Annotated in this window: 25 protein-coding genes; 16 read left to right on the forward strand and 9 right to left on the reverse strand. The window is 59.6% G+C overall.

Translation table 11 applies throughout. The features are described from left to right. Window positions 1-40: 40 nt before the first annotated feature. From HKD28_RS05545 to HKD28_RS05560, 4 genes are all read right to left on the reverse strand, one after another. Window positions 41-730, reverse strand: a complete 690-nt coding sequence (locus HKD28_RS05545; protein WP_194267420.1) for a TetR family transcriptional regulator — start codon at window positions 728-730, stop codon at window positions 41-43. Window positions 731-811: 81 nt separating this feature from the next. Beyond that, window positions 812-1,642 (reverse strand): pyrroline-5-carboxylate reductase, encoded by an 831-nt coding sequence (gene proC, locus HKD28_RS05550; protein ID WP_207728882.1) that lies wholly within the window; start codon window positions 1,640-1,642, stop codon window positions 812-814. Then, entirely contained in the window at window positions 1,639-2,145 is a 507-nt protein-coding gene (locus HKD28_RS05555; protein WP_062030506.1) for a type III secretion system chaperone family protein, read from the reverse strand. The genes proC and HKD28_RS05555 overlap by 4 nt, the downstream gene beginning before the upstream one ends. Before the next feature lie 177 nt (window positions 2,146-2,322). Then, on the reverse strand, window positions 2,323-2,613 hold the full coding sequence (locus HKD28_RS05560; RefSeq protein ID WP_099287288.1) for an accessory factor UbiK family protein: 291 nt from the start codon (window positions 2,611-2,613) through the stop codon (window positions 2,323-2,325). A gap of 81 nt (window positions 2,614-2,694) precedes the next feature. On the opposite strand from HKD28_RS05560, the gene rfaD reads away from it, so the two are divergent. From rfaD to HKD28_RS05575, 3 genes are read left to right on the forward strand one after another with little or no spacing between them, the layout of a single operon-like run. Then, window positions 2,695-3,675 carry an ADP-glyceromanno-heptose 6-epimerase gene (gene rfaD / locus HKD28_RS05565; protein WP_194267422.1) on the forward strand — a complete coding sequence of 327 codons (981 nt, stop codon included), beginning with the start codon at window positions 2,695-2,697 and terminating at the stop codon, window positions 3,673-3,675. Window positions 3,676-3,701: 26 nt separating this feature from the next. Beyond that, window positions 3,702-4,520: a prolipoprotein diacylglyceryl transferase gene (gene lgt / locus HKD28_RS05570; RefSeq protein WP_407925764.1), complete on the forward strand. Its 819-nt coding sequence runs from the start codon at window positions 3,702-3,704 to the stop codon at window positions 4,518-4,520. After that, window positions 4,513-5,292 (forward strand): polyphenol oxidase family protein, encoded by a 780-nt coding sequence (locus HKD28_RS05575; RefSeq protein ID WP_194267424.1) that lies wholly within the window; start codon window positions 4,513-4,515, stop codon window positions 5,290-5,292. The genes lgt and HKD28_RS05575 overlap by 8 nt, the downstream gene beginning before the upstream one ends. On the opposite strand, the gene HKD28_RS05580 is transcribed toward HKD28_RS05575, so the two are convergent. After that, window positions 5,250-6,443, reverse strand: coding sequence for an acyltransferase family protein (locus HKD28_RS05580; protein WP_194267425.1), 1,194 nt, complete (start codon window positions 6,441-6,443; stop codon window positions 5,250-5,252). The two genes, HKD28_RS05575 and HKD28_RS05580, sit on opposite strands and share 43 nt — an antisense overlap. Window positions 6,444-6,649: 206 nt before the next feature. Between HKD28_RS05580 and HKD28_RS05585 the strand changes: the two genes are divergently transcribed. Then, entirely contained in the window at window positions 6,650-7,525 is an 876-nt protein-coding gene (locus HKD28_RS05585; RefSeq protein ID WP_194267426.1) for an SDR family oxidoreductase, read from the forward strand. A 15-nt stretch (window positions 7,526-7,540) separates the two neighbouring features. Here the strand turns inward: HKD28_RS05585 and HKD28_RS05590 are convergent, their stop codons facing one another. Next, window positions 7,541-8,872: an MFS transporter gene (locus HKD28_RS05590; RefSeq protein ID WP_194267427.1), complete on the reverse strand. Its 1,332-nt coding sequence runs from the start codon at window positions 8,870-8,872 to the stop codon at window positions 7,541-7,543. A 198-nt stretch (window positions 8,873-9,070) separates the two neighbouring features. Between HKD28_RS05590 and HKD28_RS05595 the strand changes: the two genes are divergently transcribed. Then, complete coding sequence (locus HKD28_RS05595) at window positions 9,071-9,727, forward strand: 50S ribosomal protein L25/general stress protein Ctc (protein WP_194262938.1); 657 nt, start codon at window positions 9,071-9,073, stop codon at window positions 9,725-9,727. 4 nt (window positions 9,728-9,731) lie between these two features. Further along, window positions 9,732-10,301 carry an aminoacyl-tRNA hydrolase gene (pth, locus tag HKD28_RS05600; RefSeq protein WP_194267428.1) on the forward strand — a complete coding sequence of 190 codons (570 nt, stop codon included), beginning with the start codon at window positions 9,732-9,734 and terminating at the stop codon, window positions 10,299-10,301. On the opposite strand, the gene HKD28_RS15690 is transcribed toward pth, so the two are convergent. Then, window positions 10,270-11,067, reverse strand: a complete 798-nt coding sequence (locus HKD28_RS15690) for a CPBP family intramembrane glutamic endopeptidase (protein ID WP_235993311.1) — start codon at window positions 11,065-11,067, stop codon at window positions 10,270-10,272. The two genes, pth and HKD28_RS15690, sit on opposite strands and share 32 nt — an antisense overlap. A 64-nt stretch (window positions 11,068-11,131) precedes the next feature. Between HKD28_RS15690 and HKD28_RS05610 the strand changes: the two genes are divergently transcribed. The 7 genes from HKD28_RS05610 to HKD28_RS05640 all read left to right on the forward strand — a co-directional run bounded on the left by HKD28_RS05610 (window position 11,132) and on the right by HKD28_RS05640 (window position 16,012). Next, window positions 11,132-11,608, forward strand: a complete 477-nt coding sequence (locus HKD28_RS05610; protein ID WP_328749270.1) for a hypothetical protein — start codon at window positions 11,132-11,134, stop codon at window positions 11,606-11,608. Beyond that, window positions 11,605-11,901, forward strand: a complete 297-nt coding sequence (locus HKD28_RS05615) for a transcriptional regulator (protein ID WP_194267430.1) — start codon at window positions 11,605-11,607, stop codon at window positions 11,899-11,901. Before HKD28_RS05610 ends, HKD28_RS05615 begins: the two co-directional genes overlap by 4 nt. A gap of 125 nt (window positions 11,902-12,026) precedes the next feature. Then, on the forward strand, window positions 12,027-13,121 hold the full coding sequence (gene ychF, locus HKD28_RS05620) for a redox-regulated ATPase YchF (RefSeq protein WP_194267431.1): 1,095 nt from the start codon (window positions 12,027-12,029) through the stop codon (window positions 13,119-13,121). Continuing rightward, on the forward strand, window positions 13,114-14,382 hold the full coding sequence (locus tag HKD28_RS05625) for a glutamate-5-semialdehyde dehydrogenase (RefSeq protein WP_194267432.1): 1,269 nt from the start codon (window positions 13,114-13,116) through the stop codon (window positions 14,380-14,382). Before ychF ends, HKD28_RS05625 begins: the two co-directional genes overlap by 8 nt. A gap of 32 nt (window positions 14,383-14,414) precedes the next feature. Further along, the gene (locus HKD28_RS05630) at window positions 14,415-15,002 is read left to right on the forward strand and encodes a nicotinate-nucleotide adenylyltransferase (protein WP_235993330.1); all 588 of its coding nucleotides are present in this window, start codon (window positions 14,415-14,417) and stop codon (window positions 15,000-15,002) included. 98 nt (window positions 15,003-15,100) lie between these two features. Next, on the forward strand, window positions 15,101-15,553 hold the full coding sequence (rsfS, locus tag HKD28_RS05635; RefSeq protein WP_099287312.1) for a ribosome silencing factor: 453 nt from the start codon (window positions 15,101-15,103) through the stop codon (window positions 15,551-15,553). Next, a complete protein-coding gene (locus HKD28_RS05640; RefSeq protein WP_194262932.1) occupies window positions 15,554-16,012 on the forward strand; it encodes a 23S rRNA (pseudouridine(1915)-N(3))-methyltransferase RlmH in 459 nt (152 codons plus the stop codon). A 28-nt stretch (window positions 16,013-16,040) separates the two neighbouring features. On the opposite strand, the gene HKD28_RS05645 is transcribed toward HKD28_RS05640, so the two are convergent. After that, window positions 16,041-16,757, reverse strand: a complete 717-nt coding sequence (locus HKD28_RS05645) for a CHAP domain-containing protein (RefSeq protein ID WP_194267434.1) — start codon at window positions 16,755-16,757, stop codon at window positions 16,041-16,043. Window positions 16,758-16,929: 172 nt separating this feature from the next. Next, window positions 16,930-17,280: a RidA family protein gene (locus HKD28_RS05650; protein WP_194267435.1), complete on the reverse strand. Its 351-nt coding sequence runs from the start codon at window positions 17,278-17,280 to the stop codon at window positions 16,930-16,932. A 153-nt stretch (window positions 17,281-17,433) separates the two neighbouring features. Between HKD28_RS05650 and HKD28_RS05655 the strand changes: the two genes are divergently transcribed. Genes HKD28_RS05655 through HKD28_RS05665 form a run of 3 tightly spaced genes read left to right on the forward strand, consistent with a single transcriptional unit; the run spans window position 17,434 to window position 19,556 of the window. Next, entirely contained in the window at window positions 17,434-18,084 is a 651-nt protein-coding gene (locus HKD28_RS05655; protein WP_194267436.1) for an MBL fold metallo-hydrolase, read from the forward strand. Between the two features lie 19 nt (window positions 18,085-18,103). Continuing rightward, window positions 18,104-18,580 carry a DUF192 domain-containing protein gene (locus HKD28_RS05660; protein WP_194267437.1) on the forward strand — a complete coding sequence of 159 codons (477 nt, stop codon included), beginning with the start codon at window positions 18,104-18,106 and terminating at the stop codon, window positions 18,578-18,580. 7 nt (window positions 18,581-18,587) lie between these two features. Then, complete coding sequence (locus HKD28_RS05665; RefSeq protein WP_194267438.1) at window positions 18,588-19,556, forward strand: NAD-dependent epimerase/dehydratase family protein; 969 nt, start codon at window positions 18,588-18,590, stop codon at window positions 19,554-19,556. The last annotated feature ends 238 nt before the right edge of the window (window positions 19,557-19,794 follow it).

Here is a 19,794-nt window from a genome sequence, read left to right on the forward strand (position 1 = left end):
GCCTTCTAGTCCGAACCGGTTGCCTTCGTAAAGTCCGAAGTCAGGATTCCAGTTCAAGATCGTGATCGGGCAGGCCGGTTGTGTTCAGGGCCTCGTCCATTTTGCGTCGTGCTGAGGGTTTAAGAATGCCGTAACGCTCTGCACGATCCAGCGCGCTATCAAGGGCGGCCATGGTGGCGGCCAGATCCGGGCTCTCGTCTTTTTCCCAGGCCCGCATGGCATGGGCCCAGACAGCGGCCAGAGCATTGATGCGCAAGACACCACCAAAGCCCGTACAGTCGATCCCCGCAGCTTCTGCCAGCCATTTCATGGAATCAAGAGTGGTGCCGGCCAGAAAGGCAGCCAGAGCCGGGTCGTAGGGCACGGCCTGAAAAACAGCACGGACGCCTTCGCGATATTCCTGAAAGATATCGAAGCGGCGCATGATCAGGTCGAAGAGATATTCCCGCAGCGTGCCGCCATTGCCGTCGTCACGCAGGGCACTGGCATCTGCCAGACGCCCGAGCTGGAGCAGCAGAAGGGCTTTGACGGGGTAGCGTTTGCGGACCGTCTCGACCGGAAGGTCGGCGTCCCGGGCGGCATCCACGAGCGAAAAGCGGTGCCAGCCTTCGCTTGCAGCCAGGGACAGGGCGGACTGGAGAAGGGCGACGTCGAAGGCTTCCTGTGCCAGATCCGGCGGACCACTCAGTGCCATGTCGTCGGATTCAAAGGGGTCCTGCCGTCCGTCCATACGGGTCTCCTGTCGAAAGCTTCTGGTCTATTGGTGGGAGCGTTGCGGTCTGCCGACAAGCTCTCTCCCATAAAGAAACCGTCAGCCAGCGAGTTCGTCGGCCCGTTTTGTAGCAGCGTCAATAGCTTTTGGAACTGTTTCGGGCCAGGCATCGGGTTTCATGAGGACAGCCAGCGCCGCGGCGGTGGTGCCGTTGGGGCTGGTGACGGCCTTACGGAGGTCTTCGGCGCTTTCTGGCAGATCGTCGAGCATGCGTCCTGCGCCATAGATTGTTCCACGAGCCAGACGTCGGGCGACATTTGGTGCCAGACCATGCTTCTGCCCCGCTTTTTCCAGAAGTTCGGCCAGCAGAAACACATAGGCGGGGCCGGAGCCGGAAATGGCGGTGACGACCGACAGATCGTCTTCGTTCTCGACCGGTACGACGTCTCCGACCGCAAAAAGTAGATCGTGACAGATGGATTTCTGCTCAGGAGTGGCGGCGGCTGAAGCATAGAGGCCGCTGATCCCGGCACCGACCGAGGAAGGGGTATTGGGCATGGCGCGCAGGATCGGAATGTCCGCGCCTGCAAGTCGTGCAGAGTCCGAAAGTGTCTCGCAGGTGCGTCCGGCCATAACGGAGAGAATGGCGGCACCGCTCAGGCGGGACCCCAGAGCCTTTCCAAGTGCATCGATCACGATTTCGGCAACGCTTGGCTTGACGGCGAGGACGATGATGTCGGGTTGAAAATCGGCAGGGATTTCGGCGGCTGTCCGGACGATGGTGACCGTATCGTCCGAGCCGGTTCGGTGTCGGTCGAGGACGACGAGGCGTGGCGGTGTGGGGGAGGCGAGCCACCCGTCGAGCAGCGCGCCTCCCATCTTGCCGCACCCTGCAAGAAGGATTGAAGGGACGGAGGATGGCACGGTCAGGCGTCTCCCACACAGTCGAGCATGGCGGCGTCTATGGCCTCCTGCGGTGATTTTCCGCCCCAGAGCGCGAACTGGAAGGCGGGATAGAATCGCTCACATTCGGACATCGCGATTTCCACGAGGTCTTCCATGCTTTCGCCGGGCAGCGTCTGTACGCCGCGCAGCAGCAGCGTATGTCGGTAGGAGGGTGTGCCTGTGTCGGGGTCGACGGCGAAATGGCCGATCCAGAGGCGGTTATTGGCAAGGGAAACGAGTTCGTGGACGGCCGGACGGCGCTTTGCGGGGGAGCGCAGGTCCATGATGCAGTTCAGATGCAGGGCCGACAGTTCGTCAGACCATGTAAAATACAGGGAATAGTCGCACCACTGTCCGGGGGCCTGGGCGGCCATTTCGGACGGGCCGAGGCGTTCAAACTCCCATTCATAGAGGCCCATGACCTGTTCCATCAGGTCGAGCGGATGGGATTCTGTTTCATTGGTGAGTGAGGTGCTCAGGGCAGGCATGGCGGGTCTCCCAAGGCCGTGGAGCCTGGCACCGGCCTGGCGCCGGTGCGGCGCTCCAGATGTCTGCGGCCGGAAGCGAAAAATCCGCTCCCGACATCAATACGTTATGGAGCCTTTGCCTTGGGTGCAAGCATTACGTGTTACAATAACTACACGGTCTGGGGTGACTGTTGCAGATTAGCCCTGCGGGCCGCCTTTTTCTTCGGTTGCGAGCTCTTCGACAGCGGCGAGACGCGATTCGATTGCGGCCAGACGCTGCTCGGCTGCGTCCTGTGCCATGCGCGCACGGGTTGCCATTTCCTGTACCGCGTCAAATTCGTCACGGCGGACGAGATCGAGGCTGTTGAGGATTTCGTCCACGCGGGTGCGGACGATGGCATGAAGCTCCTCGCGGGCGCCGGTCACGGCGGAAAATGCGTTACCGGCGAGGCCAGCGAGGTCGTCGAAAAAGCGGGGTCTGTCAGCCATGATGAAGTTCCTGCTGTTCTGCGGCGTGTCGTGTCGGGCGCGTCGCTTGGATCGTTATCGGGGGCAGACTATACAGGAAGGATGATTATCGTCACCGGCGGGGCCGGATTCATTGGTTCGTGTCTTCATGCCGCCCTGCGTCGCCGGGGCTTGCGGACGGTTGTGGTTGACCGGCTCAGGGACGGGGTAAAGTGGCGTAATCTGGCGTCCCATGCGCCAGATCGCATCATCACGCCTGATGAGTTGGAAGGTTTCCTTGCGTCCGAACCGGATGTCGAAGCCGTGTTCCACATGGGTGCGATCAGCACCACGACGGCGCGGGATGGAGACCTCGTCTGGTCGAGCAACGTGGCCCTGTCGCAGATGCTGTGGCGTTGGTGCGCGGCGCGGGGTGTGCGGATGATCTACGCGTCGTCTGCTGCGACGTATGGGGCAGCGGATCGGCCGGAGATGTTCCGTGACGTGCTGGAGGGTATCGACAGCCTGAGGCCGTTGAACCTGTATGGTTGGTCCAAGCAGGCGTTTGATTTGTGGGTGAAGCGGGAAGTTGAAACCGGAGCGCCTGTGCCGCAGCAATGGGCAGGCCTCAAGTTCTTCAACGTCTATGGGCCGAACGAATACCACAAAGGGTCAATGATCTCTGTCGTGAAGGTCAAATACGACGAGGTGGTGCAGGATCGTGCGGCAAAGCTGTTCCGCTCTGATGTGCCGGGACTGGCTGACGGGCAGCAGCAGCGGGACTTCATCTGGGTCGGGGACGTTGTGAACGTCATGCTGTGGCTGTTCGATCAGCCTCAGGTCAGCGGGCTGTTCAACTGCGGAACCGGCGTGGCACGGAGTTATCTCGATCTGGCACATGCGGTCTGTGATGCTGCCAAGCGGGCGCGGGATGTCGAGTTCGTAGACATGCCCGAGAAACTGCGCGGGCAGTACCAGTCTTTTACCTGTGCGGATATGAGCCGGCTGCGCGCTGCGGGTTATGATGCGCCGTTTACGTCTCTTGAAGATGGAATCGGGCAGTATGTGCGCGACTATCTTTCCCGTTCCCACCCCAATCTCTGAGAGCCGATTCCGTGAGCCATCCTCTGATCTTTCCTGATTTTGATCCGGTTGCCTTTCATGTCGGCCCTCTTGCGGTGCGCTGGTATGCGCTCGCCTACATGGTGTCGTTTATTATTGCGCTGCCGATTGCGAAGCGTCTGAACCGTCTGTCGCCAGAAGTGGCGACGAAAGAGCAGGTCGATGACTTCCTGTTCTACGCCATCCTCGGCGTGCTTCTGGGCGGGCGGCTGGGTTACGTTCTGTTCTACCGGCCGATGGATTACTTTTCGCACCCGCTGGAAATCTTCAAGACGTGGGATGGCGGGATGTCGTTCCATGGTGGGGCGCTGGGCGTTATTCTGGCGCTGGCGTATTTCAGTTGGAAGAACCGTCTGAGCTTTCTGGCCTTTGCTGACCGGATCGTGCCGGTGGTGCCGATCGGGCTGGGGCTTGGGCGTTGTGCGAATTTCGTGAATGGGGAGCTGTGGGGGCGTCCGGCGTCTCCGGATTTGCCTTGGGCGATGATTTTCCCGACGGGTGGGCCAATTCCGCGTCATCCGTCCGAATTATATGAAGCCCTGACCGAGGGCTTGCTCCTGCTGTGCATCATGCTGTTTGCGGCCAGCCGTCCGGCGGCGCGGGAGCGGTTCGGCTTTCTGTCGGGGCTGTTCCTGTTCGGCTATGCCTGCGCACGGAGTTTCTGCGAGTTCTTCCGTCAGCCGGATGCGAATATCGGGTTCCTGTCCGGGGGTACGACGATGGGGCAGTTGCTGTGTATTCCGATGGCGCTCGCGGGGATGGGGCTCATGGTTTACGCGATGCGGCGCCCGGCCCAGATTTCGGCTCGGGTGTCGGCACATGTCTGAATCCGTGCTGACGGGATCTGTTCTCAAGGTGCCGCATGGGTTCTTCACGCGGCTCGGGGGCGTCTCTCCGGCGCCGTATGACAGTCTGAACTGTTCGCTGTCCTCGCAGGACGATCCTACGAATGTGACGGAAAACCGGGCGCGTGTGGCGCGGACGCTCGGGGTGGAGCCGGATCATCTGCTGGGGCTGAAGCAGACGCATAGTGACATCACTGTGCCTGTGACAACCGAAACGCCCCTGTGGGTGGCGGGCACCGGGCAGGTTGGGGATGCGCTGGTGACGGATCGGCCGGAGATCGGCGTGGGCGTCATTACGGCGGATTGTGGGCCGGTGCTGCTGTCTTCTGAGGATGGACGGATCGTGGGGGCGGCCCATGCGGGTTGGCGTGGCGCTGCGGGCGGGATTCTCGAATCCGTGGTGGCGCAAATGGTGGCGCTGGGGGCAGTGGGGATTCGGGCTGTTGTCGGGCCTTGTATTGCACCGGCGAGCTATGAAGTTGGGCCGGATATGCGCGATGCTGTTCTGGCTTACGGGAGTGTGGGAGAGATCTTTTTCCGTTCAGCGCCTCGCGCCGGGCATTTCCTGTTCGATCTGCCGGGCTATTGCGGGTTTCGTCTGGAACAGGCCGGGGTCCGGACCGTACAGATTTTGGGCGTCGATACGCTGACAGACCAGCGTTTCTTCAGCCATCGCCGCCGGACCCTCGCGGGCGGTGGACATATCGGACATCAGATTTCGGCGATCCGCCCGCTGGCCTCCCCACTGGGCTGAGGGCGGCGTAGGCCGGATTTCTCCAGCAGCCAGCGATCGGCGGGGCGTGAGAGGAAACGGTCCACGAGGGTGCCGAGGTAGAAGGACAGGCAGAGGGTCGGGAGGAACCAGACCCAGCCGAGCGTCCAGTTTTCGCCAGTGGCCTTGAACAGGTGGACTATCGGCATGACCACGAACATGTGACTCAGATAGATTTCGTAGCTCAGTCTGCCCCACTGACGAGGCCATGTCAGAAACCGGCTTGCGGTCGCCTTGCCCCAGCCGTTGTAGAAGGCCAGCAATAGAGCCGCGCAGGATATTGTGAAGAACAACGGGGCGCCGTAGTTCAGGGTCTGCCAGAGGATATGGCTGTCCAGCAGATAGAGTCCGACACCGAATGTTCCGGCCCAGCCCAGCCAAGGCGTGAGACGCGCGAACATGGCAGGAGGCATCCGGTGTGCGAGCAGGGCTGTGCAGACGCCCATGGCGATTGCGGAAATGCCCGGTCCATAGGCTTCGTCCTGCCAGATATCCGAAGCGTCCCGGATCTGCCATTCCGCAAAAGGCAGGGACAGGGCGATCAGCGCGAATATGCAGACGAGAAATCTGGGGCCGACCAGTTTTGGGACGCGTCCGCTCAGAAGACAGAGGATCGGAAAGGCCAGATAGAACAGTTCTTCGACCGATAATGACCAGAGTACGTCCCAGTTGGCCGGGAGGTAGTTCGTTCGGGCTTCGTAGAGGTTCAGATGCATGAAAAGGGTGGCGAAAATGGCGCCGGGCAGGGTCTGGCCCTCATGGTGGAAGAGGAAGTCAGGCGCTCCCGCGAGTTTGAGGACCGCGAGAACTCCCAACAGGACCAGCAGGCATGGCAGGATTCGGCAGGCGCGACGTCCGGAAAAGGCGAGGATGTTGATGCCGCCCAGACTGCCCCAGCGCCGCATTGTGTGATCGGTGATCAGGAAGCCTGAAATGACGAAGAAGATTTTCACGCCCTTGGCACCATCCCACGTCAGGGCTTTCAGTAGAAAGGCTGGGGAAACTGCGGCAAGGCCGGTGTGCATCAGGGGAATGCGCAAAGCGAGGTGATGGATGACGACGAGGATGATGGAGAGGCCTCTGAGGAGGTCTATCCCCGGATTGCGCTGCGCACCTGTCGTGACTGTCTGCACCTTGAGATCCCATTCTGCGAAAGCGGAACGTTTCTGTAATGGAAATCAGGCATGATTCCGTTCGGATTGCGACAGATGTGCAAAAAGAGGCTGAAGATACCCTCTGCCTCTCTATTTTGTCTCAGAGAGGGAAAATTTCTGAACCCGTCCGGAAGACGCGCCGTTAAGGAGGCAACTCTGTTCCATGACGACACAGGAGTGTTTCCATGCCAGCCGATCCCCGCACCTGCTATCCGCGCCCTCCTTTTAAAGGTCAGACGCAGGCTTTCCCCGGTCTTTCGGAAAAGATGGTTCCGAAGCCTGATTATGGCGAAAAAACCTACAAAGGATCTGGCAAGCTGACTGGACTTGCGGCCCTGATTACGGGGGGCGACTCCGGTATCGGTCGGGCTGCGGCGCTGGCTTTTGCCCGGGAAGGGGCGGATGTTGCGATTTCGTATCTGGAGACGGAGACGGATGATGCGCGGGAGATCAAAGCTCAGATCGAATCTGAAGGCCGGACCTGTCTTCTGTTGCCGGGTGATATCCGTGAGGCAGCGCATTGCCGCGAGATGATCCGTAAAACCGTTGAGGCTTTCGGGAAGCTCGATATTCTCGTGAATAATGCGGCTTTCCAGAAAGCCCGCGCAAAGCTGGAAGAGATTTCAGACGAGGAGTGGAAACGCCATTTCTCCACGAATACGGATGCACTGTTCCATCTGACGAAAGCTGCATTGCCGCATCTTCAGGCGGGCGCATCCATCATCAATACGTCTTCGGTCAATCTCAAGACGGCGCCAGAGCTGCTGGTACCATATTCCATGACAAAGGCGGCAATCGCGAATTTCACGTCCAGCATGGCGCAGCAGCTCGCCGGACGAGGCATCCGGGTCAATGCGGTGATGCCGGGTCCGATCTGGACGCCGTTTATTGTAACGGGCATGCCGGAAGACGAACAGGAACACCTCGGTTCCGATGTGCCTTTGGGCCGTCCTGGGCAGCCCGCTGAACTGGCGGGCGCATATGTCTACTTCGCCGATCCGCTGAACAGCTACACCACGGGCGCGCTTCTGGCAGTAAACGGTGGTGTGCCGATGATCTGAGATGGACGCCTGAGTTCAGCTCTTTGCAAACGCCTGCTCGTTGTCGAGCGGGCGTTTTTCTGTTTTAGGGCCGAAGAGGAGCGTGACGGTGGCACCGAACAGAAGGATCAGGGTGGTCAGGCCGAAGACGCCGGGAAAACCGGCCAGCGGGTAGAGCCAGCCGATCAGGACGGGTGAGGCGATGGCGCCGAGGCGTGCGATGGCAGAAGCGAGGCCCATGCCCCGGGCCCGCAGAGCGGTCGGGAAGAGTTCGGGAGTGTAGGCGTAAATGCCGCCGAAAGTGCCGTTCATGAAAAAGGACAGTAGGATGCCGAAGATCAGGACCTCGGTGGGGGTCTGGCTGGCCGCCATACCGATGGCGTTGAGTGCTCCGGCGACCATGAACAGCGCTACGGTTCCACGTCGTCCCAGGCGGTCGGTGAGCAGGGCGGCGCAGGCATAGCCGGGGAGCTGGGCGAAATAGATTGAAATGGCGTAACTGAAGCTGCGGGTGACGGTCATGCCGCGTTCGATCATCAGGGTCGGGATCCAGGTGAAGAAGGCGTAGAAGCTGAAAGTGATGGCCAGCCACATGGCCCAGCTCATGAAGGTGGAGCGCCGCAGGTTCGGGGCGAACAGATCCCGGACGGGTCGCAGGGAAGGAGTACCACGATCGGTCGTGGTGGTCAGGCCGACCGCAAGGCCTGCACTCTCCTCGATGTCGCCGACGATCCGGCAGGCTTCTGCTGTTTGGCCGCGTTCGTCGAGCCAGCGTGGGGATTCAGGTAGGGCGCGCCGCCACCACAGCAGCATGAGGACTGGAAATCCCGTCAGGGCCAGAGCCCAGCGCCAGCCATCGTCCATGGCGGGCACGAGCATGAATCCCAGAAGTGCTGCCGTGACGTAGCCGAAGGAATAGAATCCGGTCAGGGCTGCGGTGAAAGCGCCCCGATAGCGAGCGCTAACGAACTCGCTGAGATAGGGCGCGATGATGGTGGCTTCCGCACCTGCACCGATCCCGGACAGCAGACGGCACAGGAAGAAGGCGGTGAAGGAGGACGATCCGGCGGAGAGCAGGGAGCCGATGGCATAGATGGCCAGTGCGCTCATCATGACGCGGCGGCGGCCGGAGCGGTCTCCCCACCAGCCGGATAGCAGGGCGCCCAGCCCGTAGCCGAGATAGGTCGCGCTCCCCAGTAGTCCCAGCGCCGGGCCGCTCAGATGCCACTGGTTTTTCAGCATGGGCAGCGCAAAAGCGACAATCGCAGAATCGAGGCCGTCGAACGTATAGCCAAGGCCGCCGAGGAACAGCAGTTTCCAGTGAAAGCGGGTAAAGGGCAGACATTCGATGCGGGCGGCGATGCTCATCGGAGGGGATATCTGCCGGGAACTGTGGAAACGGATCGCAATCGTAGCGGTCGCGGGACGGGATGGTCCAGAGGGGCGCAGCGGGGCCGTTGAGTCCGAAAATGGTTGTATCGGTGGCGGTTTTCCGCTACTCCGCGCCTCGCACAGGCACCCCTGGAGGTCTGTGATGAATGAAATTCAATACGCAGGAGCGTAACAGTGGCTAATTTGACGACACTTGCTGTCTCGACGCGTGCGAAGGCTGGTAAGGGGGCAGCGCGCGCTACGAGACGTGAGGGCCTGGTGCCGGCCGTGATCTACGGTGGCAAGGAAGAGCCCTCCATCATCGCACTTGATCCGCGCGTGATCATGAAGGAACTGCATCGCGGTGGCTGGTCCTCGCGCGTGTATAACCTTGCTGTCGAAGGCGCAGAGCCGGTTGCGGCCCTGATCCGCGACGTGCAGCTGCACCCGGTTTCCGATGCCCCGATCCATGTGGACTTCCAGCGCGTTACGGCTGGCACCAAGATCCACGTCGAAGTCTCCATCGCTTTCGTTGGCGAAGAGAAGTCCCCGGGCATCAAGCGTGGCGGGGTTCTGAACGTCGTGCGTCATTACATGGACGTGCAGGCTGATCCGGCGAACATTCCGGAGCACTTCACGGCAGATCTGAGCGGTCTTGAGATCCACGACAACGTGCGTTGGACGGATCTTAAGGGCACCGAGGGTGTTGTGCTGACAGGTGGCCAGAACACCGACGTCGTCATCGCTTCCATCGCTGCGCCGACGGTTGATGCCGAAATGGAAGCCGAAGCCGCTGCGAAGGCTGCTGCTGCTGCTGAAGCCGCTGCGAAGCCGGGCGCAAAGAAGAAGTAATGTCATGAGGCTCTGGACCGGTCTCGGCAATCCCGAGCCGGGGATGAGCCGTCATAGACACAATATCGGCTTTATGGCGGTCGATGAGATCGCCAGGCGCCACGGTTTTTCGCCGTGGCGCAAGCGCTTCCGGGGGGAGACCTCCGAAGGCGTCATCGGAGGGGAAAAGATTCTGCTCCTCAAGCCGATGACGTATATGAACCTGTCAGGTGACAGTGTTCAGCAGGCCGCGCAGTTCTTCAAGATTGCGCCGGATGATATCACCGCCTTTCACGACGAACTCGATCTTGCTTTCGGCAAGCTGCGCATCAAGCGTGGCGGCGGTGCCGCCGGGCATAATGGTCTGCGGTCCATGGACAAATGTCTGTCAGGGCCGGATTACTGGCGTGTGCGGATGGGAATCGGTCATCCGGGACACAAGGACCGTGTGACGGGGCATGTGCTGGGTAATTTCGCGAAGGCGGAAGAGCCGGAACTCGAGCGCTGGCTTGAAGCCATGGCTGATGCGGCACCCCTGCTGGCCAAAAAAGAGCACGAAGCCTTCATGACAAAGGTCGCCCTGCTGGCGGCGTAACAGCGCTCCGGCTGAAATGGCCGGTCAGGGCCGGTCTGACGAACAAAGCGATGACGTCCATCAGGGCGTGGAATCCCATCAGCCAGATCAGGGGTGTTCCGTGGAGGGCGCGGAGCATGAAAATTAGGCCGATGATCGTCGTGATCAGCACGCCTTTGCGCCCCTGATACCAGTGCATGCCTCCGAACAGCAGCGTTGAAAGCACCGCGCCGGCAATCAGACTGCCGGTGAGCTGGCCTGCGAGCAGGGGAAGGGCCAGACGGAAGAAAAGCTCTTCCCCCAGACCCGCATTCAGACAGAGCAGAAAAGCCAGTCCGGCTTCAGGCAGAGTGCGTGGAATCAGGGCAGAAAAATCGCCAAGAGGGTTGAGAAGCGCGGGTCGCTTCAGTTTGCGGAGCAGAATGAACACGCCCGCGAGGATCAGAAGCCCGCAAGTGAATCCTGCGAAAAACGCGGGTGACATTTCAGGAGGCATCGTGCTGGAGGGTGTCGCCGGTGCGGACAGGCGCAACTGGGCAAGGGATGTGGGCTTCAGGGATTCGGGCAGGAACCAGAGCGTTACGAGACCCCCAAGATCGAAAAGCATGACGCTCTGGAGCAGCCATTTCAGATAGAAACGGCGTCGTTCATGAGTGTGGGTGGCTGTGCGGAAGATTTTCCAGTCCTGCATTCCCCTGCGGCTGTGGTGCGCGCAGGCGGCCAGCAGGAATGCGAGCCAGAGGATTGCCAGAATTCTTGCTGCGGAAATGCTGTGCAGGATTGTCATGAATGGGTTCTCTTTCCATATTGGAAAGTCAGATCATCATTTTCCATATTGGAAAGTCAATACCGTGCAGCAGGATGGATTCGAAACGACGCATGTGAGCAGGCGAGACGATGCGCGTGCGCAGCTGGAAGCGCTTGATGCTTTCAGGAGCAGGCTTCCGAAAGAGCTGGCTTGTCCGTGGTGGAATGCGCCCGTCATGGGTGGGCTTTTGGCGCTCCTCACCTTTGCGATGAGTCTGGACCCGCCTTTCGTTTTTCTGCTGGAAGGGCTGTGTGTCGCCTTGATGGGCATTTTCTTTGCGATTGCGCGGCGGCGGATGGGATATTTCGTCAATGGGTACCGTCGGGGACGGACCCGGAAGATCGCAATCGGCATGATCCTGGCGGTTTATGCGATGATGGCGTTGTCCGGAGCGGGGGAAAGGGTGTTTCATCTAACGTGGCTGCCGTGGATTGCGACTCTGGGCAGTTTTGCGATCGGCTATGGAGTGGCGCTGCTCTGGCGGAGGGTCTGGCAGGCTGGTATGACGGCGCGGTTGTGACGGCTGTTCCTCAATTCGATCCTGTTATTCATCCTCCGGTTCGGTTGCAGCTTGCTGCGGCTCTGTCGGAAGTGAGTGACATGGAATTTGGCCGGGCGCGGGATCTTCTGGGTGTGAGTGACTCGGTCCTGTCCAAGCATCTCGCCCAGATGCAGGAGGCGGGCTATGTGCGGTTGCGCAAGGCGCCTCTGGGGGGACGGCAGCGAACCTGGCTGGTTCTGACGGCACAGGGGCGTGCGGCTTTGAAGGCGCATGTGCGGGCCTTGCAGGATTTGGCGGGAATCGTGGGCTGAAAAGCCTGTTTCGCGGTGGGAAGTGGTTGTGAGCCTCTCTGGTTTCTGCGAACACAGGGCGACGGATTTTTCTAGAACGGGTCGTTCGCGTCCGAGCGGTCTTTTAATGATGATGGAGAGCACGAATGGGTTTCAATTGCGGCATCGTTGGTCTGCCCAATGTTGGCAAGTCCACGCTGTTCAATGCCCTGACGGAAACGGCGGCTGCACAGGCTGCGAATTACCCGTTCTGCACCATCGAGCCGAATACGGGGCGTGTGGCCGTGCCGGATGCGCGGCTGGATGAACTGGCGCGGATCGGCAAGTCCATCCGCAAGGTTCCGACAAGCCTTGAGTTCGTGGATATTGCCGGTCTGGTCCGGGGCGCGTCCAAGGGCGAAGGGCTTGGGAACCAGTTCCTTGCCAATATCCGTGAAGTCGATGCCATTGTGCATGTTCTGCGCTGCTTTGAAGACGACGACATCACGCATGTTGAAGGTGGCGTTGATCCGGTGCGCGATGCCGACATCATTGAGACGGAATTGATGCTGGCGGATCTGGAGAGCCTTGAGAAGCGCCAGATTGGACTTCAGAAGCGTGCCCGCGGCAACGATCGTGAGGCTCAGGCCCAGCTTGAACTGATGGAGCCGCTGCTTGTGGCGCTGCGGGACGGTAAGCCGGCGCGGACTGCTGTTCCGAAGGGGCAGGAGGTGGAGGCATCCCGTCTTCAGCTTCTGACGACGAAGCCCGTTCTTTATGTCTGCAATGTTGAGGAAGCCTCGGCGTCCACCGGCAATGCGTTTTCGGAAGCTGTGCGCAAGCGGGCCGAAGCCGAGGGTGCAGGCGTTGTCGTGGTGTCGGCCGCTATTGAAGCGGAAGTCAGCCAGTTGCCGCATGAAGACCGGACGGAGTTTCTGGATGGTCTGGGCCTGACGGATAGCGGGCTGGATCGTGTGATTGCGGCTGGTTACAAACTGCTGGGTCTGCGGACATATTTCACGGTTGGGCCGAAGGAATCGCGCGCCTGGACGATTACGGCCGGGACCAAGGCACCTCAGGCCGCTGCCGTGATTCACAACGATTTTGAACGTGGTTTCATCGCTTGCGAAACCGTGGCTTTCGACGACTATGTGGCTTGCAATGGCGAGGCCGGGGCCAAGGAAGTCGGCAAGCTGCGGATCGAAGGCAAGGAATATGTCGTGCAGGACGGTGATGTCCTGCTGTTCCGCTTCAATGTCTGAGGTAGGGGAAGGTGTCGCCCGGATTCTGGGCGGTCTGGCGGAGAAGGCCCGCCGTGCCAGCCGGAGTCTGGCGCGCGCCAGTGAGGAAACCCGTAATCTCGCGTTGTTTGAGGCTGCAAAAGCTTTGCGGGAGCGGTCTGATGCGATTGTTGCAGCCAACCAGCAGGATCTGGCCGCTCTTTCTGAAGATCGGAACGCTGCTTTCCGCGACCGTCTGACCCTGACGACTGAGCGGATCGAGGCCATGGCGCGTGGTCTGGAAGATGTTGCACGTCTGCCGGACCCCGTGGGGCGTATTCTGGCGGAATGGGACCGGCCAAATGGTCTGCATTTTCGGCGGGTTGCGACACCGCTTGGCGTGATCGGTATGATCTATGAAAGCCGTCCGAATGTTGGTGCGGATGCGGCGGCGCTGTGCATCAAGTCGGGGAATGCTGTCATTCTGCGCGGGGGCGGGGAGAGCCTGCATTCGGCGCGGGCAATTCAGGCTGCGATGGAAGATGGATTGCGGGCTGCCGGGCTGGATGAGGCCTGTGTGCAGATTCTGCCCTCTGCCGATCGTGCTCTAGTGGGGGCCATGTTGCAGGCTTCGGGGCAGATCGACCTGATTATTCCGCGCGGTGGCAAGTCTTTGGTGGAGCGGGTGCAGCGTGAAGCGCGTGTTCCGGTGCTTGCTCATGCGGATGGTCTGAATCACACCTATGTTCATGCGAGCGCTGATCCGGCCATGGCCCGGAAGGTGTTGCTGGATGCGAAAATGCGGCGGACGGGCGTCTGTGGGGCCACGGAAACGCTGCTGATTGATGCTGCGATTGCGCCGACACTTCTGCCGCTTCTGGTTCAGGATCTGGGGGCGAAAGGATGCGCGTTCCGGGCTGATGATCGGGCCCGCGCGATTGTGCCGACGCTTGAAGCCGCCCGGGCTGACGATTTCAGGACGGAATGGCTGGATTCGGTGCTGTCGATTGCCGTTGTGGACGGGGTTGAGGATGCTCTGGATCACATCGCCCGGCATGGAAGCTCGCATACTGAGGCTATTATTGCCGAAGATGCAGAGGCTGCGGCTGAGTTTCTCAACGGGACGGACAGTGCGGTTGTGATGTGGAATGCGTCCACGCAGTTCTGTGACGGTGGGGAGTTCGGATTCGGTGCGGAAATCGGTATTGCGACGGGGCGGATGCATGCGCGCGGTCCGGTGGGGCTCGAACAGCTCACATGCTATCGCTACGAGGTGATCGGCACCGGACAGGTGCGGGGCTGAGCCGTATTCCGACGTCTGGCGACGGCCGGACCATGCGGATTGGCCTGCTGGGGGGCTCGTTCAATCCCGCCCATGCCGGTCATCTCATGGTAGCGCGGCGGGCGTTGCGGGCGCTACGGTTGGATCAGGTGTGGCTCATGGTCTCGCCAGGGAATCCACTCAAGTCGGGAAAGGGGATGGCGCCGTTCAGGGTACGTCTTGCTTCTGCGGAGCGGATTGCAGATGGGCGGCGAATCGTTGCGACCGATATCGAATCCCGTTTGGGGCAGCGCTTTACTGTCAGGACCGTGGCGTTGCTGAAGCAGCGATTCCCCCATGTCCATTTTGTGTGGTTGATGGGGGCGGACGGGCTGGCGCAACTCTCGCGATGGAAGCGCTGGCGTCGGTTGGCGGCGATGGTTCCCATAGCCGTCGCTCCGCGTCCGGGAAGCGTTTCGCCCGCACTCAGAGGGGCGGCGGCGTCTGTTTTACGGCATCAGAGACGGCCTTCGCGGGAATCTCCGATGCTTGCGGAGCGAAAAGGCAACGCATGGACGTTCCTTTCTGCGCCGCAGAACGATATATCGGCTACAGCGTTGCGTGAGTCCGGCCAGTTTCGTCCGGAGTCCGATCAGGAGTAAAAACCATCACCAAGACGACCTCTCCCGAATCGCAGGCCAAAAAGCCTGTGCGCCGGAAAACCAGCTCCCCCGATGCGGCACTGGCCGAGGCTGCCAAGGTGCCGGGAACGGCTCGCAAGAAGGCTGCTGTTGCCGGACCGAAGAAAACGGCCGTCAAGCGCGAAGCCGTGCAGCCGGACGTTCTGACCAGCATGCTGAGCGTCATCACCGCGAGTCTGGATGAAGACAAGGGTGAAGACATCGTTGTTCTGGATCTTGTCGGCCGCGCGAACTTCGCAGATCGCATGGTCATTGCGACCGGTCTCGCTGACCGCCAGATCTCTGCGATGGCGCATCACATCGAGAAGAAGCTCAATGAGATCGGCATCAAGCGTATCCTGATCGAAGGTGCGAATGGCAGCGACTGGGTCCTGATCGACGCCGGTGACGTTGTCGTTCATCTCTTCAAGCCGGAAAGCCGCGAGCTTTATGGTCTGGAGCGGATGTGGGGCACGGATCTGGATGGCAGCGAAAACGAAGTCGCGGTCGGACAGGGCGAAGAGCAGGACTGAATGAAGCTGGTCGCAATCGGTCGGCTCAAAGCCGGGCCGGAGCGCGAACTGTTCGAACGTTATGCGGGCCGGATCCGGCCCGCCCTGACGGTGACGGAACTCGCGCCGTCAAAAGGCAGCGTCCAAGAGCAGAAGCGCAAGGATGCTGCGGCTTTGCTGGGCGCCTGTCCCGATAATGCCCTGATCGTGGCGCTGGATGAGGGTGGAAAGACGCCTGACAGCCTGCGTCTGGCGGAAATGCTGTCTCGCTGGCAGGAGTCGGGCCGTCCCATTCATTTTCTGATTGGTGGTGCTGAAGGGCTGGATTCGAGTGTGATCCAGCGGGCCGAGTCCGTGATTTCCCTTGGGAAACTGACCTGGCCTCACATGCTGGTCAGGGTTCTGATTGCCGAACAGGTTTTCCGGGCTCAGGCCATCAATACCGGCCATCCCTACCATCGGGAATCCCGACCGGATTGAGTGGCCGGGTTATATTTTCCTGGTTCTATCAGCGAATCGAACGGTCTGGCGCGTCCGAGGTGAAGGCATCGTCCGGCGCTTCGGCAACTTCGGTGCTGAGCATTGGATGGCTCAGTGCATCGGAGCCATTCACGACAGCGCGGTGACGAAAGCCTGAGACGTTCGAGGCGCGGGCCAGCACAACATGCGGCGCTGGGGTGCGGTCACCGTCGTCGGAACGGGGATAGATGAAGCCGTATGTCGGGTAGATGCTGCCCAGTCGACCGCTGCGATCATTGAGGCTGACGCGGACGGCGCTCCAGTCATTGTTGGGAGAGACGTCAACGACGCGGACATTGTGCGCGATGCCGTTCGAGGCCCAGTGTGACTGGTCAATATAGATCGTGCGGCTGTCTTCAACTGAACGCACGACGGCGACGTGGCCGAGTGGCATGCGGCGGATCGCCCGGAAATTCAGGACCGATCCGGCCTGCGGTGCAGAGCCGCGTGCATAAACGCCAGCGGCATTATACCACCAGTCCCGCGCATTGCCGTGCAGTTCGACCTCAGAGGCCGTTTTGGCATAGGCGACGCACTGAATGACGTGAGCATAGGCATGATGGTGGCTGCTGGAACGGTGGCTATGGAGAACGGACCGTCCGTGATGAGCCGAACTGTGACGGGCCTGAGCCTGTCCTGAAAAGAACGCGACAGCGGAGAGCGCCAGAGCGGAGAGAAAGGTTTTCCGGCAACTTTTATGCTTCACGATCTTTAGGATCCTGATTGGTTGTGTGTTGTTCGGGTTACAGGGAGGTAACAACCTTCCTGCAACCCTGACAAGAGCAGAATGCAGACCTGTGTGTTAAATTTTCATTTCCATGGAAAATCTTTTTGACACCACATCCTGCTGCATTCTCGCCACAATCGTTCGGGTCAGATCATTTCGTTGTTGTGAGCATGATCTCGACAAGAATTTTTGGGTCGGCCATCACGGCCTGAACGCAGGCGCGGGCGGGAGCGGCGTTTTCCGGAAGCCAGGCGGACCAGAGCGTGTTGAGCGTAGCGCGGTCCGCGATGTCTTTCAGCCAGATCTGGGCCTGCAGGATACGGGTGTTGTCGGTGCCGTGTTCTTCAAGGATTTGGTCGAGCTGATCGAGAACGCTGCGGGTCTGTCCTTCGATGCCTTGTGACAGGTCTGCTGCGACCACACCCTGCGTGAAAATGAAGCCGTGATATTCGACAGCCTTGGACAGGATGGCGTTGGGTTCTGTGCGGATGATGCGGCTCATGATGACACCTTGGTCTGGAGAGGAAAGGGCGAGAGTGACCTTCCTGCGAAAGCGGGTCAATGATCTGCGCGATACAATCCTTCCGGTTGACTTGTCGTGCGGAGACGGAGTCTGTATCGCCACATCAGAACGGATCGTTTGGAAGGAGGAGTGATGACTCCTTTGTATGCGAAGCGGGTGCCGGTTACGCCCTTGCGGCAGAACTGCACTATTCTCTCAAATGACGCAGGCCGTGCTGTTGTGGTGGACCCGGGTGGGGATGTTGATGACATCCTTCAGGAACTGGGCGACATGTCTGTCGAGGCCATTCTCCTCACACATGGTCATCTGGATCACGCTGGTGGGGCGGCTCCGCTGAAGAGAGCTCTTGAAAAGCGGCAGAACCAGAGTGTTCCGATTGTAGGACCGGATCGGCGGGATGACTTCCTGTTGCAGAGCATCACGAAGCAGGCTGCTGCTTTCGGGCTTACCGGCATGGAAAATGTGGTGCCCGATCGCTTCGTCGAGGGCGGAGAGGTCCTGCACTTTCTGGGGCAGGATCTGCATGTGGCGCATATTCCGGGTCATACTCCAGGGCATGTCGTTTTCGTGGACCGCGACAATAGGCGCGTTCTGGCAGGAGACACGCTGTTCCGCGGAACGGTCGGTCGTACGGATTTCGCTTATGGGGATTCACGCGCCCTTATCGATGGCATCCGGACCCATCTGTTAAGTCTGCCTGATGATACCGTGGTTCTGTGTGGACACGGAATGCCGACGACCATCGGCGAAGAACGTCGGGCCAATCCGTTTCTGATTTCCTGAACCTGAAAGTCATACCTTCATGCGAACTTTAAGTTTTGTGCTGCTGGCGGCTCTTGGACTGAGTGCTGGTGTTGCCAGAGCAGAAGATCCGATCACGCAGGCACAGGCGCGTCTGCCAACGGATAGTCTGACGATCACGACCCGTGATGGGCAGAAGCACGTTTTCACGGTGGAGCTGGCCAAGACCTATCGTCAGCAGGAAGTTGGGGAAATGTTCCGCAAGCATCTGCCTGAGAACGAGGGCATGCTGTTCATGTGGCCTGCGCCGCAGGTGTCGGACATGTGGATGCGCAATACGCTTGTGCCTCTGGACATCGTTTTCATTGATTCCACGAACCACATCCACGCTATCGCGGAAAATGCCGTACCTCTGAGCGAAGCTATTCTGCGGAGCGATGGTGTGGTTGCAAACACGCTCGAATTGGCAGGTGGTGTGACGGCGAAGCTGGGAATTCGTGTCGGAGATGTGGTTTCCAGTTCCGCTCTGAAACATTGATGGTCCTGTGAAGATACTGGTTACCGGTGTTGCCGGATTTATAGGGTTTCATGTTGCTGAAGCCCTTCTGAAGCAGGGAATGGATATCGTTGGGATTGATGTTCTCAACGACTATTATGACCCTTCCCTGAAAATGGCGCGGCTAAGTCAGCTCGAGCATCATCCGAAATTCAGTTTCGTGAAAGTGGATGTGGCCAACCCGCAGGCCATGCAGGACGTTGTTGGGCAACATCCCGATCTGGAAGGCGTCATCCATCTCGCCGCTCAGGCTGGTGTTCGATATTCGCTGATCGATCCCTATTCTTATGTGACGGCGAATGTGATGGGGCAGGTTGCGCTACTGGAAGCGTGCCGAGGCCTGAAAAAACTGACGCATGTCGTGTATGCGTCTTCGTCCTCGGTTTATGGACGCAATCAGGAAACGCCTTTTCGGGAAACGGATCGGGTCGAACAGCCGAGTTCCCTGTATGCGGTCACCAAGCGTGCGGCCGAACTGACATCGGAATCCTATTCGTATCTGTATGGCATTCCACAGACTGGCCTAAGATTCTTCACGGTTTATGGCCCGTGGGGACGGCCCGATATGGCTTATTACGGTTTTGCGAAAGCGATCTCAGAAGGTCGCCCGGTCACTCTCTATGAAGGGAAGGGCCTTTCACGCGATTTCACCTATATCGATGACATCGTCAGAGGTGTGGTGAAAATTCTTGTGAAGCCGCCGGAGGCCGGGGTGTCACGTCTGCTCAATCTTGGAGGGGACAGACCTGAAAAAGTTACCCGGATGATCGCATTGCTTGAGAAGGATTTGGGGAAGAAAGCACTGGTTGAACGCCATCCGCGTCCTGTGGCGGATATGGAATCGACATGGGCATCTTTGGAAAAAGTGAAGGAATTGTGCGGGTGGGAGCCTGAAATTTCCTTTGAAGACGGCATGAGAGAGTTCGCTGTCTGGTTCAAGAAGTTCCACGGAATCTGATTTTTTCACAAAAATGCAATTTTCCTGTTGACCCCCTCCGATCTCCCCCGTATAAGCCCGTTCACCGACGCAGCGGGGCCCACTTCGAGGGGTTCTGGGGCGGCGGGGATGACGGTCTTTGAAAATCGAATATGGAATTGGAAGGGATATGTTGGCGGCGTTTTGGTGCTGGTGATTTAGGATTAAGTTCCTGGGTCTAAGTATCGGGATGTTGGTTGATGTATCTTTTAGATGCTTC

The organism is Gluconobacter cadivus (genome assembly GCF_015244745.1).
In the GTDB taxonomy this organism is placed as follows: domain Bacteria; phylum Pseudomonadota; class Alphaproteobacteria; order Acetobacterales; family Acetobacteraceae; genus Gluconobacter; species Gluconobacter cadivus.